The sequence below is a fragment of the Kitasatospora sp. NPDC048296 genome (genome assembly GCF_043201815.1).
Lineage (GTDB): Bacteria > Actinomycetota > Actinomycetes > Streptomycetales > Streptomycetaceae > Kitasatospora.
In genome coordinates, this window is record NZ_JBICZB010000027.1 from 1 (window position 1) to 16021 (window position 16021).

14 protein-coding genes and 2 riboswitches are annotated in these 16021 nt (G+C 72.7%); of the genes, 4 read left to right on the forward strand and 10 right to left on the reverse strand.

Going from position 1 to position 16021, the window contains the following annotated elements:
• Window positions 1–97: 97 nt before the first annotated feature.
• A complete protein-coding gene (locus ACGF12_RS18040; RefSeq protein WP_393030450.1) occupies window positions 98–1234 on the reverse strand; it encodes a glycosyltransferase family 4 protein in 1137 nt (378 codons plus the stop codon).
• Window positions 1235–1448: 214 nt separating this feature from the next.
• Between ACGF12_RS18040 and ACGF12_RS18045 the strand changes: the two genes are divergently transcribed.
• The gene (locus tag ACGF12_RS18045; protein WP_393030453.1) at window positions 1449–2804 is read left to right on the forward strand and encodes a glycosyltransferase 87 family protein; all 1356 of its coding nucleotides are present in this window, start codon (window positions 1449–1451) and stop codon (window positions 2802–2804) included.
• A gap of 33 nt (window positions 2805–2837) precedes the next feature.
• Here the strand turns inward: ACGF12_RS18045 and ACGF12_RS18050 are convergent, their stop codons facing one another.
• From ACGF12_RS18050 to ACGF12_RS18075, 6 genes are all read right to left on the reverse strand, one after another.
• Window positions 2838–3887 carry a hypothetical protein gene (locus ACGF12_RS18050; protein ID WP_393030456.1) on the reverse strand — a complete coding sequence of 350 codons (1050 nt, stop codon included), beginning with the start codon at window positions 3885–3887 and terminating at the stop codon, window positions 2838–2840.
• A gap of 149 nt (window positions 3888–4036) precedes the next feature.
• The gene (locus ACGF12_RS18055; RefSeq protein ID WP_393030459.1) at window positions 4037–5083 is read right to left on the reverse strand and encodes an NlpC/P60 family protein; all 1047 of its coding nucleotides are present in this window, start codon (window positions 5081–5083) and stop codon (window positions 4037–4039) included.
• A 227-nt stretch (window positions 5084–5310) separates the two neighbouring features.
• Window positions 5311–6468: an NlpC/P60 family protein gene (locus ACGF12_RS18060; protein WP_393030462.1), complete on the reverse strand. Its 1158-nt coding sequence runs from the start codon at window positions 6466–6468 to the stop codon at window positions 5311–5313.
• A 10-nt stretch (window positions 6469–6478) separates the two neighbouring features.
• Window positions 6479–6632: riboswitch (cyclic di-AMP (ydaO/yuaA leader) on the reverse strand.
• A 338-nt stretch (window positions 6633–6970) separates the two neighbouring features.
• Window positions 6971–8008, reverse strand: a complete 1038-nt coding sequence (locus tag ACGF12_RS18065) for an NlpC/P60 family protein (protein ID WP_393030465.1) — start codon at window positions 8006–8008, stop codon at window positions 6971–6973.
• A 199-nt stretch (window positions 8009–8207) separates the two neighbouring features.
• Window positions 8208–9716 carry an NYN domain-containing protein gene (locus tag ACGF12_RS18070; RefSeq protein ID WP_393030467.1) on the reverse strand — a complete coding sequence of 503 codons (1509 nt, stop codon included), beginning with the start codon at window positions 9714–9716 and terminating at the stop codon, window positions 8208–8210.
• 102 nt (window positions 9717–9818) lie between these two features.
• On the reverse strand, window positions 9819–10076 hold the full coding sequence (locus tag ACGF12_RS18075) for a hypothetical protein (RefSeq protein ID WP_387623486.1): 258 nt from the start codon (window positions 10074–10076) through the stop codon (window positions 9819–9821).
• A gap of 202 nt (window positions 10077–10278) precedes the next feature.
• Between ACGF12_RS18075 and ACGF12_RS18080 the strand changes: the two genes are divergently transcribed.
• On the forward strand, window positions 10279–11061 hold the full coding sequence (locus ACGF12_RS18080) for a rhomboid family intramembrane serine protease (RefSeq protein ID WP_393030470.1): 783 nt from the start codon (window positions 10279–10281) through the stop codon (window positions 11059–11061).
• Between the two features lie 41 nt (window positions 11062–11102).
• Window positions 11103–11384, forward strand: a complete 282-nt coding sequence (locus ACGF12_RS18085) for an Lrp/AsnC ligand binding domain-containing protein (protein WP_030240061.1) — start codon at window positions 11103–11105, stop codon at window positions 11382–11384.
• 3 nt (window positions 11385–11387) lie between these two features.
• Here ACGF12_RS18085 and ACGF12_RS18090 read toward each other — a convergent pair whose 3' ends face one another.
• The 3 genes from ACGF12_RS18090 to ACGF12_RS18100 form a co-directional block, all read right to left on the reverse strand.
• Complete coding sequence (locus tag ACGF12_RS18090; protein WP_393030473.1) at window positions 11388–12767, reverse strand: aminotransferase class V-fold PLP-dependent enzyme; 1380 nt, start codon at window positions 12765–12767, stop codon at window positions 11388–11390.
• 51 nt (window positions 12768–12818) lie between these two features.
• A riboswitch (SAM riboswitch) is annotated at window positions 12819–12936 on the reverse strand.
• 330 nt (window positions 12937–13266) lie between these two features.
• Window positions 13267–14340, reverse strand: coding sequence for an anthranilate phosphoribosyltransferase (gene trpD / locus ACGF12_RS18095; protein ID WP_393030476.1), 1074 nt, complete (start codon window positions 14338–14340; stop codon window positions 13267–13269).
• A gap of 118 nt (window positions 14341–14458) precedes the next feature.
• Complete coding sequence (locus ACGF12_RS18100) at window positions 14459–14884, reverse strand: hypothetical protein (protein ID WP_393030479.1); 426 nt, start codon at window positions 14882–14884, stop codon at window positions 14459–14461.
• A gap of 397 nt (window positions 14885–15281) precedes the next feature.
• Between ACGF12_RS18100 and ACGF12_RS18105 the strand changes: the two genes are divergently transcribed.
• Window positions 15282–15902 (forward strand): heme-copper oxidase subunit III, encoded by a 621-nt coding sequence (locus ACGF12_RS18105; RefSeq protein WP_393030481.1) that lies wholly within the window; start codon window positions 15282–15284, stop codon window positions 15900–15902.
• Window positions 15903–16021 lie beyond the last annotated feature (119 nt).

The following is a 16021-nucleotide window of genomic DNA, read 5'->3' on the forward strand; positions in this document are numbered from 1 at the left end:
CGACCGGACCAGCTACAAGGCCACCATCAGCATCGACATCCTGACGACACCAGACCCGTGACCGGAACCCGCAGGCTCTATCTACACGGCGTTGGTACTAGCCCGCCAGGAGCGAGGTCAGCCGCCCGGCCAGCAGGTCCCAGCGCCAGGAGCGCTCCACCCAGCGCCGCCCGGCCTCGCCCATCTGCCGCCGCAGCTCCTCGTCCCGCAGCAGCCGCACGATCCGCTCCGCGGCCGCCGCGGCCGAGCCGCCCGGCACCACGTACCCGGTCTCGCCCTCCAGCACGGCGTCGGGCGCACCGCCGGAGTCCCCCGCGACCACCGGCAGGCCGGTCGCCGACGCCTCCAGGTAGACGATGCCCAGGCCCTCCACGTCCAGCCCGCCGCGCCTGGTCCGGCAGGGCATCGCGAAGACGTCCCCGGCCCCGAAGTGGGCGGGCAGCTCCTCCCACGGCACCGAGCCGGTGAACCGCACCGAGTCCCGTACGCCCTTGGCGTCCGCCAGCTTCTCCAGGTCCGCCCGGTACGGGCCGCCGCCGACGATCAGCAGCACCGCGTCCGGCACGTCCGCGAGGATCTGCGGCATCGCCTCGATCAGGGTGTCCTGGCCCTTGCGCGGCACCAGCCGGGAGACGCAGACCACCACCGGCCGGTCCGCCAGTCCCAGCCGGCTGCGCACCTCGGCACCCCCCGACTCCGGGTTGAAGGTCGTCTCGTCCACGCCCGGCGGCAGCTGCACCATCCGGGCCGCGGCCTGCGGCCCGACCGCGGCGGCGATCCGCGAGCGGGTGTACTCGCCCAGATAGGTGAGCACGTCGGTGCCGGCGCCGATCCGCCGCAGCAGCTGCCGGGAGACCGGCAACTGGGCCCAGGCGGCCTCGTGCCCGTGGGTCATGCCCAGCAGCCGCCCGGCCCCGGCGCGGCGCAACGTGGGCGCCATCAGGCCGAGCGGGGCGGCGGCGCCGAACCAGACCGAGTCGCACTTCTCGGCGCGCAGGATCTCGGCGGCCCGCCGGGTGACCCGGGGTGTGGGAACCATCACCTTCGTACGGTCCCGGATCACCGGGAACGGCTGCTCGGCGTCGAACCGCCGCACCTCGCTGCCGTCCCGCCAGGTCGAGGCGTACACCACGACGCTCCCGGCGGGCTGACGGACAGCCATGTTGTGCACGAAGGCCTGGATGCCCCCGGGGCGGGGCGGGAAGTCATTGGTGACGATCAAGGTTCTGTGCATCAGGCCACGGCTCGCTCGGTCGGGGGGTGCGCGGTGTACCGCTGGGTGATCCGTACGATAGGTCAACACCATGACCCGTCGGGAACGGATCCGCGCACGGCAACCGTTTGACCCCCGGGTCAGTCCTAGTACCTAGGCCGTGGAGGACCGCGGCCCGGGCGTCCGTCTGTACGACGCCTCCGGTGAGGACGTCCGAGACGAACGAGGGAGCGCAGTGGAATTGGCCCCGGCCACCGAGCCAGGTTCTTCGCGCGGCCGCCTCGGCCGCCCGCTCGGGGCGCTCGCCGCCCTCGGGGCGACCTGGGTGGCCACCCGTACCGTGCTGGTACTACTGATGACCGGCGTGCTGAAGGCGCCCGGCGGCGACGTCACCGCCGACGTCTGGATGATCTACCACGCCTGGTACGGGGTGTTGCAGACCGGCACCTTCCCGTTCGACGACGTGACCTGGCAGTACCCGCCGGGCGCCGCCCTGGTGATCCTGCTGCCGGGCCTGCTGCCCTGGTCGTACCTGGTCTCCTTCTGGGTGATCTGCGGGATCGCCGACGCCGCCGCGGCCGCGCTGCTGATCCGCACCGGCCTGCGCAAGGGCAGGGCGCTGACCGGCGCCTGGATGTGGGTGGTCGCCGTTCCGCTGCTCGGCCCGATGATCTACAACCGCTTCGACCTCCTGGTCACCGCGCTCACCCTGGCCGGCCTGCTGGCGCTGATCCGCCGCCCGGCGGTCGGCGGGCTGCTGCTGGGCCTGGGCGGAATCGTCAAGATCTGGCCGCTGCTCGGCCTGATCGGCACCCCCTCCGGCCGTCGCACCCGCCGCGCCTGGACGCTGGCCGCGGCCACCGCCGTCTCGGTGGGGTTCGTGCTCGCGGCCGGGATGAACGGCGCCTTCGACTTCCTGACCTTCCAGGCGGACCGCGGCATCGAGGTCGAGTCGGTCGGCGCGCTGCCGCTGCACTTCGCCCGGATCGCCGGGGCCTGGGACGGCAAGGTCACCATGAACTACGGCTCCCCCGAGATGCTCGGGCCGTGGGTCGGCGTGATCAGCAAGGTGATGTTGGCCGGCACCGTGCTCGGCTTCCTCTGGCTGCTGCTGTGGCGCTTCACCGCCCGCCGCCGCAACGCGGCCACCATGTACGACGCCGCGCTGTGCGCGCTGCTGGTCTTCGTGGTGACCAGCCGGGTGATCAGCCCGCAGTACCTGGTCTGGCTGATCGGCGTCGCCGCGGTCTGCCTGACCGTACGCGGCACCAGCCAGCGCCCGGTGGCGCTGCTGATCCTGATCGCCTGTCCGCTGACGCTGGTCGAGTTCCCGACCATGTTCACCCAGATCCTCGCCAGCGACCCCTGGGCCATCACCGTACTGACCCTGCGCAACCTGCTGCTGCTGACCGCCGCCGTGCTCTCCGGCATCCGGCTCTGGCGCTCCACCCGCGCCGCGGCGGCCCTGCCGCCCACCGTGGTGCTGGACAAGGCCCCGGCGCTGCCGGCCGCCTCCTCCTACCCGGTCCGCCCGGGCATCGCGTACGAGCAGGACCTGCTGGACGGCATCGACCACCCCGCCGGCCGTTGACCCTTGGGCCCGGCCGGGCGCCGGCCGCCCTGGCTAGGCCTTCAGGGACGAGACCTCGGCCAGCCAGAGCGCGGTGAACCCGGCCAGCCCGACGCCCAGCTCACCGCGCAGCAGCCGGTCGATGCGGGGCTCCCGCTCCTCGCCCTGCCCGTCGCCCGCGCCGACCGCCCGGTAGAAGGCGACCAGCCGGTCGGTCCCCCAGCGGCTGGCGATCAGGTCGCAGGCGAGCCAGGACTGCTCGTAGGCCTGGGCGATGCCGGTGGCACCGGCGGTGAAGTCCGCGTCGACGGGCAGCGCGGTGGGCAGCTTCCCGGCCGCGACGTCCCGGGCCAGCTCGGGGGCGATCTGCTGGGGGCGGCGGCCGGAGTCCCGGTAGGCGGTCCAGTCGGCGACGCCCTCGGAGAGCCACAGCGGGGTCCAGGCCCGGGTGTCGGCCCTGGTCGCGACGTGGGTGGCCTCGTGGGTGACGACCACCTGCCGGCCGAAGTCGCTGAGCCGCCCGAACGCCTCGGGGTTGACCACCACCCGGTCCGCCGGGGTGTGCCAGGGCGCTCCGGGGGCGGCCACGGTGACCGCCGCCATGCCCGTCCAGCCCGCCGGGTCGGCTTCCAGCAGCTGGGCGAACTGGTTCTCGGTGGCCGGCAGTTCGAGCAGTAGCCGGCCCGGCCAGGCGCCGCCCCACACCGCGCTGACGGCCGGCACCGCCTTGTCCCCGACCGCGACCAGCCCGGCCGGGTCCGGCCCCTCGGCCAGGCCGAGCACCAGGCAGTGCGCGCCGGGGGCGGTACGGGCGGGGCCGAGGTCCCACAGCGCCGGGGGCCCGCTCGCGGCCTCCTCCCGCTCGACCCGCCAGCCACCCGCCTCCCGGACCAGCGCGATCCGGCGCGGGTACACCACCGGGTACTCGTCGTAGCCGGCGATCCGCACCGCCAGTTCGACGGAGGCGGTCAGCCGGTCCGGCCCGTCGGCCGCCGACGACCCCTGATCGGGCGACAGCACCAGGTTGCGGTAGACCGCCTCGGCCCCCGTGAGCCCGGACCGGGCGGGCAGCGAGCGCGCCCGCGCCGCCAGCAGATCGGCCACCTCGGCCCGCTGGTCGGCCGGCCGCCCGGGTGCCGGCGGCGCGGCCGGGGGCAGCGACAGCTGGGTCAGCCCGCCGGCCGCCAGCAGCAGCGCGGCGCGCCGGGACAGTACGCGACCGGGTATCTCGGCCGGGCCGGAGGTCGTCGCGCTCAGAGCCGGACCACTCCCGCGACCGGCATCGCGTTGACGCTCTCGTACCGCACCTTGGCTCCCGGGTAGGGGGCGTGCACCATCACCCCGCCGCCGGCGTACATCCCGACGTGGTGCATGTCCCGGTAGAAGATCACCAGGTCTCCCGGCCGCGCTTCGGAGAGGCTGATCCGCTGCCCGGCGAAAGCCTGGGCCTGCGAGGTGCGCGGCAGGGTCACTCCGGCCTGCCGCCAGCTGTAGTACATCAGACCGGAGCAGTCGAAGGCGCGGGGCCCGGTGGATCCGTAGACGTACGGCGAGCCGATCATCCGCACCGCGGCGGCCAGCGCGGCCGCCCCCCGCTCGGAGGCGGCCGGGGTGGTGCCGAGGTCCAGCCGGTCGGTGCCGCGGGTGGCGCGCCGCTCGGCGTCGTTGGCGTCCTGGACGAGCATCCGGGCCCGCTCGGCCGCGCCCAGGCTGTTGAGCAGCTTCTGGGCCTTGGCCAGCCGCTGCTGGATCTGCTGCTTGTTCTCGGCCAGCGAGCGCCGGGCCTGGTCCAGTTCCGCGAGCTTGCCCGCGGTCTCGGTGCGGCGCTGGTCGAGCGTGCGCTGACGGCTGACCAGCTCGTGCAGCGTCTCCCGCTGCCGCTCGGCGGCCTGCCCGAGGGTGCGGGCGCGGGCGAGGTAGGACTCGGGGTCACTGGAGAGCATCAGCTGGGCGGTCTGGGTCATCCCGCCGCCGCGGTACTGCGCCCCGGCCACGGTCGCGAGGTCCCCGCGTAGCTGGTTGAGCTGGTCCTGGCCGGCGGCGACCTCGCCCTGCAGGAGCGCGGTCTCGCTCTGGAGCCGCTTCTGCGCCTCCTGCGCGGCGTTGCACTTCTCGGACGCCCGCTCGGCCTCGTCGTACAGCTGCTCGACCTGCGCCTTGACGTCCCTGAGGTCGGGCGTGCCCGGTGCACCGGGAGCGGCCTGGGCGCTGCCGCCGGCCGTCACACTCAGGGCCGTGGTGGCGGCCGCGGTCAGCACCAGCGCACGGACGAGCAGTGGGGAACGACGGTGCACGGACATGGCGGCAGCGGCTCCAATCCTGCGGCGCGGCCCCGCGGCCGCGCCCCAACGGGCGGCCGTCGAGCGGGAGTCCGGTGGCAGACGTTAGCGAGTCCGGGCAAGCGAGTCCAAACCCCTCCCGACCCGAATATTTGACCACTAATCGGACATTCGCCCGAGCCGCCGGAAAAGCCGCAGGCCCGGCCCTCCGCAATGGAGGACCGGGCCCGAAACGGCCTGGGCGGAGATCAGACCCGCACGATGGAGGCCAGCGGCATGTTGGAGACCGCCTCGTAGCGGACCGAGGCGCCCGGCTTGGGCGCGTGCAGCACCTGGCCGTTGCCCGCGTAGATGCCGACATGGTGGGCGTCGCTGAAGAAGATCAGCAGGTCGCCGGGCTGGGCCTGGGAGATGTCCGAGCCGATCCGGGTGCCGGCGCCGGCCTGCTCCTGCGAGGTGCGCGGCAGCGACACGCCGACCTGGTTGAACGCCCAGACCATCAGGCCGGAGCAGTCGAAGGAGCCCGGGCCGGTGGCACCCCACACGTACGGGCTGCCGACCTTGCCCGCGGCGGCGGCCAGCGCGGCGGCACCGTGCGAGCTGCCGGGGGCGGCCGGCTTGGCAACCGGCGAGGAGGAGGTGGCGGAACCCGAGGAGCCCGAACCCGAGCTGATGTCGGTACGGCCGCTGTCGCGCGAGGCACGGTCGGCGGCGGCCTGCTGCTGGGCGGCGGCCTTCGCGGCGGCGTCGGCCTGGGCCTTGGCGTCGGCCGCGGCCTTCTCCTCGGCCTGACGGATCGCCTGACGCTCCTGCTCGGTCAGGGTGTTGAGCAGGTCCTGCGCGGCCTTCAGCTTGTTCTGGACCTCCTCCTTGGAGGTCTTCAGCTGCTGGGTGGTGGACTCCAGCTCGGCGAGCTTGCCCTGGGCCTCGGTGCGGTCCTGGTCGAGCTTGCGCTGCTCCTCCTGGAGCTGCTTCAGCTGGTTCTTCTGGGTGTCACCGGCCTGGTTGAGCGCACCGGCCTGGTTGAGGAAGTTGTCCGGGCTGGTGGAGAGCATCAGCTGGACGGTCGGGGATATGCCGCCGTTGCGGTACTGCTCCCCGGCGATCTCGGCGAGCCCGCCCTGCATGTCGGTCACCTGGGCCTGCTGCCGGGCCACCTGGTCCTGCAGGCCGGAGACCTGCTTCTCCAGGGCCTGCTGCTTCTCCTGGGCGGCGTTGTACTTCTCGGTCGCCTGCTCAGCCTGCTCGTTGAGCTGGTCGACCTGCTCCTTGACCTGGTCCTTGGTCGGCTGCGGGTCGGCGTGCGCGCCGGACTGCGCGGAGAGGGCAACGGCTGCCGCGGCGACACCGGTCAGGATCGAGACACGGGCGCGGCTGGCGGGCTTGGGACGACGATGGGACGCCACGAAGGCGGACTCCTTCTTCCTACGGCCGCCTACCGGGTGAGCTGACGGGTTCGGGCCGGAAGCATGCCCTACGACGCCTCACGGCCGTTCCACCGGCCGACCTGGCGCCGATTCACCCCGGAGGAACGTGGTTCCCCGGCTCCGCTCCGCAGCGCCCCCGACCACTGGGCTCCCCTGTCGGACAGTCGCTTCGACCTGCCCCGCTGTTTCGCGAACTCGACGGTAACCACCGCCGCCACCCAGGCTGGGTGATCGACAGTGCGGTGGTTCGGGGCACGACCCTAGTAACTGAACCGTGATCCGTTCAAATCCTTGTCAGAAAAAAGACGGAAGATTACCCGTGTTCTTTTGTGAAAATGACCGATGGTGATCGCCACCGCACGCAAAGCTGATCAGGTCTCACCGGCCGACCACGGAACAGACAAGCCCGAAGCGCCACCCCCGGCAGGAGGGTGGCGCGGATCACAGGGCCGGAACCCGGACTTTCGGGCGTGTCGGGGCGTCAGACCCGGCGGATCGTGTTGATCGGCATCGCGTCGGCCTTCATCACCTTCACCACGTCACCGGTGTGCGGCGCGTGGACCACCATGCCGTTGCCGATGTACATCCCGACGTGGTGCCGGTCGCTGCCGTAGATCACCAGGTCGCCCGGCTGGGCCTGGTCCAGCGAGGGCACCCGGGTGCCGACGTTGCCCTGCTCCTGCGAGGTGCGCGGCAGCGAGACGCCGGCCTGGGCGTACGACCAGACCATCAGGCCCGAGCAGTCGAAGGTGCTCGACCCGGTGGCGCCCCAGACGTACGGCGAGCCCTGCTTGCTCATCGCCTTGGCGACGGCCACGGCCGCGTAGCCGCTGGCCGGCGGCAGGCTGCTGAGGTCGACCCGGGCCGTGCCGCGCGAGGCGCGGTCGTCCTGCTGCTGCTGGGCCTTCAGCGCGGCGCGGTCGGCGGCACTGAGCGAGTTCAGCAGGTCCTGCGCGGCCTTCAGCTTCTGATTGACGTCCGACTTCGCCTGGTTCAGGTCCTTGGTGGTGGAGTCCAGCGAGGACAGAACGGCGGCGGCCTCGGCCTTCTCCTGGTCCAGCCGTCGCTGCTGGTCGAGCAGGCTCTTGAGCGCCTCGGTCTGGCTGGCGCTGGCCTGCTGGACGCTGGAGGCCTTCTCCAGGTAGCCGGACGGGTCGGAGGAGAGCATCAGCTGGACGGACGGGTCGATGCCGCCGGTGCGGTACTGGTCGCCCGCCACCTCGGCCAGGCCCGTCTGCAGCTGGGTCATCTGGTCCTGGCTGCGGGCCACCTGGTCCTGCAGCTGGTCGGCCTGCTTGCGGAGCTGGTCGGCCCGCTCCTTGGCGCCGTTGTACTTCTCCGCCGCCTGCTCCTGCTCCTGCTGGAGCTGGTCGATCTGCGCCTTGACGTCGTCCTTGCTCGGCTGCGGCGCCGCGTGCGCGCCCACCTGGGCGGAGAGGGCGACCGCGGTCGCAGCGGCAGCGGTGAGCACGGAGACCCGCGCGCGGCTCGGCTGCTTGGGACGGCGGTGGGAGGCCAAGGGACCGGCTCCTTCTTCCATCGGACTCACCTGATCGGATGAGATTCCGGAAAATAGGTTTGACGCCAGACCCTAGTGAAGATCTATCCGTTTTGCCACTCCCCGAAGGCGTGAACTCCGGCCCCCATGCTGACTTCACGGGATCCGCACACCCTCGCAAAACGGACACTGCCCGGACTTCACACCGTCCGACCCGAGGTCAGGGCCGGGCCAGCCGGTTCAGCAGCAGCACCGAGGCCACCGGGCGCGCGCCCGCCTTCCGCACGCCCTCCGCGACCTCCCGGTCGGTGGACACCACCACCACCGGACGGCCCTGCGGCTCGGCCCGCACCAGACGACGGATCAACTCGTCCGCGGTCTCCCCGGTCCGACTGAACCGTACCCGAACCCCGCGCGGTGGCGCCATGATCACCGGAACGTCCAGGTCCTGCCCGTCGAACACACAGGTGACCTCCGCCTGGGTGCGCTGCGCCAGCATCGCCAGCCCGCCCAGCAGCCGGATCCGCTGCTGCTCCAACGGCAGCGTCGGATAGCCGGTCTTGGTCACGTTGTAGCCGTCCACCACCAGGTGAACCTGCGGGATCGCCAGCAGCTGGTCCAGCAGCGCCGGATCGTCCTCGGCCAGGCCGCGCCGAGCCACGTCGTGCGGCGAGGCCGCCCCCGGCACCACCGCCTCCACCAGGTCCGCCGGGCGGATCTGGGAGACCGGCAGCGCCAACTCCCGCTGCAGCCCCTGCGCCGACTGCAGCACGGTGTCCAGCAGCAGCCGCAGCCGCATGTCCTCGACGCCGCGCCCCTCGCGGGCCGAACGGCGGCCCTGCTCGGCGGCGTTCTCCAGCTCGGACACCCGGTGCCGCAGCCGCCGCGCCTCGCTCTCGGCCGCGCTGCGCTCGGTCACGGCCTGCGCCTTCGCGGCCTCCAGCTCCCCGGTCACCCGCCGGGTCTCGGCCTGCGCCCGGCGGGTGTCGCTCTCCAGCGAGCGCACCTTCTTGCGCAGCGACTCGGCCTCCCGCCGGACGCCCTCGAACTCCGCGCGCTGCCGGTCCAGGTCGGTCCGCGCGGCCGCCCGCACCTCGGCCAGCTCGGCCTGCAGCTTCTCCACCAGCCGGGTGGCCTCCGCGGCCGCGTCCTCGGCGCCCGCCCGCTCGGCCTCCTCGCCGGCCTCGGCGACCAGCCGGCTCCAGCCGGCCGAACGCACCAGGTAGGCGGCGGCTGCGACGTCCATCGGATCGGCGGCGCTGGGAACGGTGCCCGACTCCAGCGCCTTCACCAGATCCGGCTGGCCCAGCCGCAGCCGCTCCGCTATCCGCACCCGGAAGGCCGGCTCGGACTCCAGCGCCGCCGCCAGCGCGGTGGCCGCGTACTTGGCGCGCCGCGCGGGGGTGAACTTGACGTACTGACGCAGGCTCTGCGGCAGCTCCGCGGGCGGCAGCCCGCCCAGCGCGTCCGAGGCCAGCCCGACCACCCGCCGGCGCACCCCCTCGGGCAGCGGCCGTTCGAGCTTCTCGACCGCAAGCTCCGAAGCGGCGTCGGCATCACCGGAGTCACCTGAGTCACCGGACTCCGCGGTCTCCGGGGCAGCGGCCGCCGGGAGGGGGGTCTCCGTGAGCGGGGTCTCCGACGGGACCGTCTCGGCGCCCGGCTCCGGTGCCGGCGCAGCGGGCTGAAGCCCCTGCGCTTCGGCGGGCTCCTTCGCTGCGTCCACCACGTCCTCGGCTCCGATCCTGGTCCAGCGGGTGCGGCCGCGGCCGCCCCTGTCGTCACGCTCCGTGCGTCTTGTCTGTATTGTCCCGTGCGGCGGGGATCAGCCCTACGCGGCGGGGGCCTCCGCGCCCTCGGCGCCCGGACGGGCCACCAGCTCGACCTGGTCCACCGCGTTGCACCAGCGGCAGCGCACCGACTCGATCGTCTCGCTGAGCACCTCGGTCTCCTCGACCTTGGATTCGCCGGCCAGGTCGAAGTGCAGGAACTCGGTCACCCGCGCGGTGCGGGTCACGTCGAAGCGGGTGAGGTTGCTGCACAGCGTGCAGCGCCAGCGCGTCTCGGCGGTCAGAGCGGGGACGGTCATCGGGGATCCTCTCGGCTGGTCCCTGGGTGGGCTAGGCGCTCCCCCCGGAGCCCCGGCGTCGGCGGCGGGAGGCGGGAATGCCCGCCCCCAGCCTATTGCCTGGGGCAACCGTCACGACCACCGGTTGCCGGAACAGTGAGGGCTAGTCCACCTGCCGTAAACCGCCGTGTCACCTGCGCCGTCCGGAGGGATGCTTGGCCGCATGGCGCTCGCGGCCCCCGACCACACCGACGCGCGGGACGGCCGCCCCGCGGTGACCGCCCGGGCGGTCACCTACGCCCTGATCGCGGTCAACACGCTGGTCTTCCTGCTCGGCCCCGCCGCCGGGCTCAACCCGCTGTACGGCCGGGGCCAGGCCCGGCTCTGTGCCGAGCAGAGGTACGAGCAGCGCTGGGGCGCCGTCCCGGTCGAACTGCTGACCGGACACCCGCTGACCGCCGAACAGCTCGCCGAGGCGCCCGACCCCGTCCCCGGCTGCCCGGCCGCCCCCACCCCGGGCAAGCACCCGGCGGTGTCCGCCCTCACCGGCCTCTTCCTGCACGCCGGCTGGCTGCACCTGCTGGGCAACCTGCTCTTCCTCTATGTCTTCGGTCCCACCGTCGAACGACGGCTCGGCCGGCCCAGGTTCCTCCTCTTCTACCTGGCGGCCGGCAGCCTGGCCGCGTACGGCTTCGCCCTCGCCGAGGCGCACTCGGCGGATGCCACCCGGGTCCTGATCGGCGCCTCCGGCGCGATCTCCGGAGTGCTCGGCGCCTATCTGCGCTTCCACCCGCGGGCTCGGGTGACCACCCTGGTCCCGCTGCTCCTCTTCCTTCCGCTGCGCTTCCCGGCCTGGCTGGTGCTCGGCCTCTGGTTCGCCCTGCAGTGGTGGTCGCTGCACTCGGCCGGGCCCGGGGTGGCCTACCTGGTCCACGTGATCGGCTTCTCGGCCGGCTTCCTCTACGCCTGCACCGTCGTCGGCCACCCCCCGAGACGCCCCCGCTGAGGCCCGATACGCTGGCGGCACCCCACAAAGGAGCCCGAACAGTGATCACCGCCATCGTCCTGATCAAGACCAGTGTCGACCGCATCCCGGAGATCGCCGAGGCCATCGCTGCCATCGAGGGCGTCAGCGAGGTGTACTCGGTGACCGGCGGCTACGACCTGGTGGCGATGGTCCGGGTGCGCCGCCACGACGACCTGGCCGAGGTCATCCCGGGCCGGCTCAACAAGGTCCCGGGTGTGGCCCACACCGAGACCCAGATCGCCTTCCGCACCTACTCCCAGCACGACCTGGAAGCGGCCTTCGCCCTCGGCCTGGACGAGTAGGGCTCAGCCCTCGCGACGCCCCCTGTCGATCTGCACAGTCGCCACACAACGGCCGCCCTCGTTGCGGTAGTTCCAGGCCGCGCCGTCCGTGACCAGCTCGCGGACGGCGGTCAGGAAGCGCTCGACGTGCTCGTCCGGGGTCCCGGCGCCGAAGCTCACCCGGATCGCGTTCAGGCTTCGCTCGCCCGGCAGCGAGGGCTCGGGCGCCCCGCACTCGGACGGGGGGACGTCCTCGTCGCCGAGCAGGGTGCGCACCAGCGGGTGCGCGCAGAACAGCCCGTCGCGCACCCCGATGCCGTACTCGGCGGACAGCGCGGCCGAGAAGTGCGAGCTGTTCCAGCCCCGCACGACGAAGGACAGCACGCCCACCCGGGCCGAGCCCGCCCCGAACAGGTTCAGCACCTTGACCTGCGGGATCTCCGCCAGCCCCGCCGTCAGCCGCTCGACCAGCTGCCGCTCCCGGGCCTCCAGCGCGTCGAAGCCGGCCTCGGTCAGCGCCCGGCAGGCCGAGGCGATCGCGTAGGCGCCGATGACGTTCGGCGAACCGGCCTCGTGCCGGGCCGGGCCGGTGTGCCACTGGACGGCCACCGAGCCGTCCACCTCCCGCGCCACCGTCCGGGTCGCCCCGCCGCCGGCCAGGTACGGCCGGGCCGCGTCCAGCCAGTCGGAGCGCCCGGCCAGCACCCCGGCGCCGAACGGCGCGTACAGCTTGTGGCCGGAGAAGGCGATCCAGTCGACGTCCAGCTCGCGCACCGAGACCCGGTGGTGCGGGGCCAGCTGGGCGGCGTCCAGCACCACCCGGGCGCCGCGCCGGTGCGCGGTCCCGGTCAGCTCGGCGACCGGCCACAGCTCGCCGGTCACATTGGAGGCACCGGTGACGCACAGCAGCTTCGGGCCCTCGGGCGCCGCGTCCAGTGCGGCGTCCAGTGCGGCCACCGCCTCGGCCCGCGAGCGCGGCGCCCGCAGGTAGCTGACCTCCAGCCCGGCGTGCGCCCAGGGCAGCAGCGAGGCGTGGTGCTCGGTCTCGAAGGCGAACACCCGGGTGCCGGCCGGCACGGCGGCGGCCAGCAGGTTGAGCGAGTCGGTGGTGGCGCGGGTGAAGACCACCTGGTCGCCCTCGCGCAGGTCGAGGAACTCGGCCACGGTCCGGCGGCTCTGCTCGAACAGGTCGGTGGAGAGCTGGGAGAGGTACCCGGCGCCGCGGTGCACGCTGCCGTAGTACGGCGCGTAGGCGGCGACGTCGTCCCACACCCGCTGGAGCGCCGGCGCGCTGGCGGCGTAGTCGAGCGCCGCGTAGCCGACCTTCTCGCCGCTGGCCAGCGGGACCTGGACGTCGTGGCCCAGGACGGCGAGCGGCGCGCAGATTTCGGTGGAGAGAGACATGAGGATGCACTCCTTCAGGGATGAGGGACCCCGGGAGTGCTAGTCGTCGGGCGTCCGCGCTTGTCGCACGGACGGCTTGCCGAGCGACCCGGTCCTCACCCAGGGCACCCCGCCACGGACGGAGGGTTGCCGGACAGCAAGCTGGGGCTTGACGCTGTCACTCATGACCTGGCCAAGACTCTAGGTTGGGCCCGCTGAGTGGTCAAACAGGCATCCACCATCCGGACGGTGCCTTCGCCCGCTCGCCTCCGGGGCACTCCAATCCGGCGCCGACGCTCGTCACTCCGGCGCTCGTACCCCTCCTTCGCCCGCTCGCCTCCGGGGCGCTCCAATCCGGCGCCGACGCTCGTCACTCCGGCGCTCGTACCTCGCTTGTCGCTCCTCAACTTTCGGCACCGGCGCGCCCCTTCGGCTCGGGGCGTGTGCTCGGGGCGTGTGCTCGGGGCGTGCGAAGGGCCCGCACCGGCGAACCGGTACGGGCCCTCGACTTCCGCCTCGGCTACCGGCTGGTGGCGTCCGCCCAGCGCCGCAGCAGGTCCCGCGCGGCGCCCGAGTCGATCGCCTCCGCCGCCCGCGCCATGCCCGCGGCGAGCTGCTCCGTCAGCGGCGCGTCGCCCAGGTCGAGCGCCACCAGCGCCGCCGCGGTGTTCAGCAGCACGGCGTCCCGCACCGGCCCGTGCTCTCCGGCCAGCAGCCTGCGCGCGACCTCGGCGTTGTAGGCGGCGTCCGCCCCGCGCAGCGCCTCGATGCCGACCAGCTCGATGCCGACGTCCCGCGGGTCGAAGGAGGTCTCGGTGACCACCCCGTCGCGCACCAGCCACACCTGCGAGGTGGTGGTGATGGTCAGTTCGTCCAGCCCGTCGTCGCCGCGGAACACCAGCGCGGTCGCCCCGCGCCCGGCGAGCACCCCGGCGATCAGCCCGGCGAGCCGGGTGTCGAAGCAGCCGATCGCGTGCGAGGTGACCTTGGCCGGGTTGGTCAGCGGGCCGAGGATGTTGAAGGCGGTCGGCACCCCGAGGTCGCGCCGCGCGGTGGCGGCGTGCCGCATCGAGGGGTGGAACTTCGCCGCGAAGCAGAAGGTGAGCCCGACCTCCTCGGCCACCTCGGCCACCCGGCGGGCCGACAGGTCCAGCGCCACCCCGAGCTTCTCCAGCACGTCCGAGGAGCCGCTGGCGGAGGAGGCCGACCGGTTGCCGTGCTTGACCACCTTGGCCCCGGCGGCCGCCGCGACGATCGCCGACATGGTGGAGATGTTGACGGTCTTCGCCCGGTCCCCGCCGGTGCCGACGATGTCCACCGCCGGGCCGGGGATGTTCAGCGGCTCGGCGTGCTCGTACATCGCGTCGACCAGACCGGCGATCTCGTCGACCGACTCGCCCTTGGCCCGCAGCGCCACCATGAACCCGGCCACCTGGACGGGGGACGCCTCGCCGCTCATGATCCGGTCCATCGCCCACGCGGTGGACGAGCGGTCGAGGTCCTCCCCCTTCAACAGTGCCGCCAGGAGGTCCGGCCAGGTGCGGACCACCTGCGCGGGGTCGCTACCGCCGTTCGCAGGGTTCACGTTCACCATGGCTGACTCCAGCTGTCGTGGGTTCCCCTGTACCGGGGAGGTCCGTACGGATGGAGCCAGCCTATCGAGCGGTGGGGTTCCTACGGCGGTGTCTTCTCTAGTACTGAGACAACCCCGCTCAACGCGTGACCGGGGCCCGCTTCGCCAGTCGCGCCCGCAGCAGGGTGGCGACCGCCCCGGCCAGCGCGACCGGGTCCACCGGGCGGGAGATCGCGGCATCGGCCCTGCTCCAGGCGGCCAGCCAGGAGTCCTGCGGCCGGCCGATCAGCACCAGCACCGGCGGGCAGCCGTAGATCTCGTCCTTGAGCTGGCGCCCGAGGCCGAGCCCGCCGGCCGGCACCGCCTCGCCGTCCAGGATGCAGAGGTCGATGCCGCCCTTCTCCAGCGCCTTGAGCACCGCGGGGGTGGTCGCGCACTCCAGGTAGGACAGCTCCGGAAGATCCTCGGCGGGTCGACGGCCGAGCGCCGTCAGCACCTGCTCGCGGGTGTTGCGGTCGTCGCTGTAGACGAGGACGGTGAGCGTCTCGTCGGTCGTGTACGCCATGGACCCTGCTCCCTCAAGTGTGATCCGGACCACGTTCACCTGATCCGGATGCTACTCCCGTTTCCCCCCGTCCCGGGTCCCCCTCGCGCACGTTCCCGCTCAAGCCGCCGCGCCCACGGCTCACCCACCCGGAGGACGACCCGTCACCCGGACCCGCCGAGACCACCCGGACGGCCGATGCGGCACCCTGTCCCCTACAACCCGACGCTGCGCCGACCGTGCAACGACGCGCCGGGCAAGGGGGTCGCGGGCCTCGCCTAGGAACCGTCAGAAAAGGGACACGCCGCTGCTCGGCCCCCGCCCGGACACCCCGTCGACGGCCAAGCGGGCATACCGCACGCACCGGACACTCCGAGGGACACCCCCCGACGTGAAGACGGAATAAGGGACCGACATAATGTCCGTCGTGGCGACAGCAACAGCAGTAGAAACCGGGCACGCGCACGGATCGGTCAACCGACCGAACATGGTCAGCGTCGGAACGATCGTCTGGCTCAGTTCCGAGTTGATGTTCTTCGCGGCCCTCTTCGCGATGTACTTCACGCTCCGCTCCGTCAAGGGAGCCGAGTTCTGGACCGAGAAGGCGCACGCCCTCAACGTGCCGTTCTCCTCGGTCAACACGACCATCCTGGTGCTCTCCTCGCTGACCTGTCAGCTCGGTGTGTTCGCCGCCGAGCGCGGGGACGTGAAGAAGCTCCGCATGTGGTTCATCATCACGTTCATGATGGGCGCGATCTTCATCGGCGGCCAGGTCTTCGAGTACACCGAGCTGGTCAAGAAGGACGGCCTCTCGCTGTCCTCCGACCCGTACGGCACGGTGTTCTACCTGACCACCGGCTTCCACGGGCTGCACGTGACGGGTGGTCTGATCGCCTTCCTGCTGGTCCTGGGACGGACGTACGCAGCCAAGCGCTTCACGCACGAGCAGGCCACCGCCGCGATCGTCGTGTCGTACTACTGGCACTTCGTCGACGTCGTGTGGATCGGCCTGTTCGCGACCATCTACCTGATCAAGTAACCAGCTGATCAGGTCGCTGGCCACCGGCTGCGGCCCCCGCCCTCATCGGCGACGGGCCGCTTCTGCCGGTGCCGACGCTCCCACCGACCGACCGCGCGCGCAGCCTTGGAACAGGCAGC

Coding starts and splice junctions, on each gene's coding strand:
- ACGF12_RS18040 (WP_393030450.1), bottom strand. CDS start 1,234: ATGCACAGAACCTTGATCGTCACCAATGACTTCCCGCCCCGCCCCGGG.
- ACGF12_RS18105 (WP_393030481.1), top strand. CDS start 15,282: ATGTCCGTCGTGGCGACAGCAACAGCAGTAGAAACCGGGCACGCGCAC.
- ACGF12_RS18090 (WP_393030473.1), bottom strand. CDS start 12,767: ATGTCTCTCTCCACCGAAATCTGCGCGCCGCTCGCCGTCCTGGGCCAC.
- ACGF12_RS18080 (WP_393030470.1), top strand. CDS start 10,279: ATGGCGCTCGCGGCCCCCGACCACACCGACGCGCGGGACGGCCGCCCC.
- trpD (WP_393030476.1), bottom strand. CDS start 14,340: ATGGTGAACGTGAACCCTGCGAACGGCGGTAGCGACCCCGCGCAGGTG.
- ACGF12_RS18100 (WP_393030479.1), bottom strand. CDS start 14,884: ATGGCGTACACGACCGACGAGACGCTCACCGTCCTCGTCTACAGCGAC.
- ACGF12_RS18055 (WP_393030459.1), bottom strand. CDS start 5,083: ATGTCCGTGCACCGTCGTTCCCCACTGCTCGTCCGTGCGCTGGTGCTG.
- ACGF12_RS18075 (WP_387623486.1), bottom strand. CDS start 10,076: ATGACCGTCCCCGCTCTGACCGCCGAGACGCGCTGGCGCTGCACGCTG.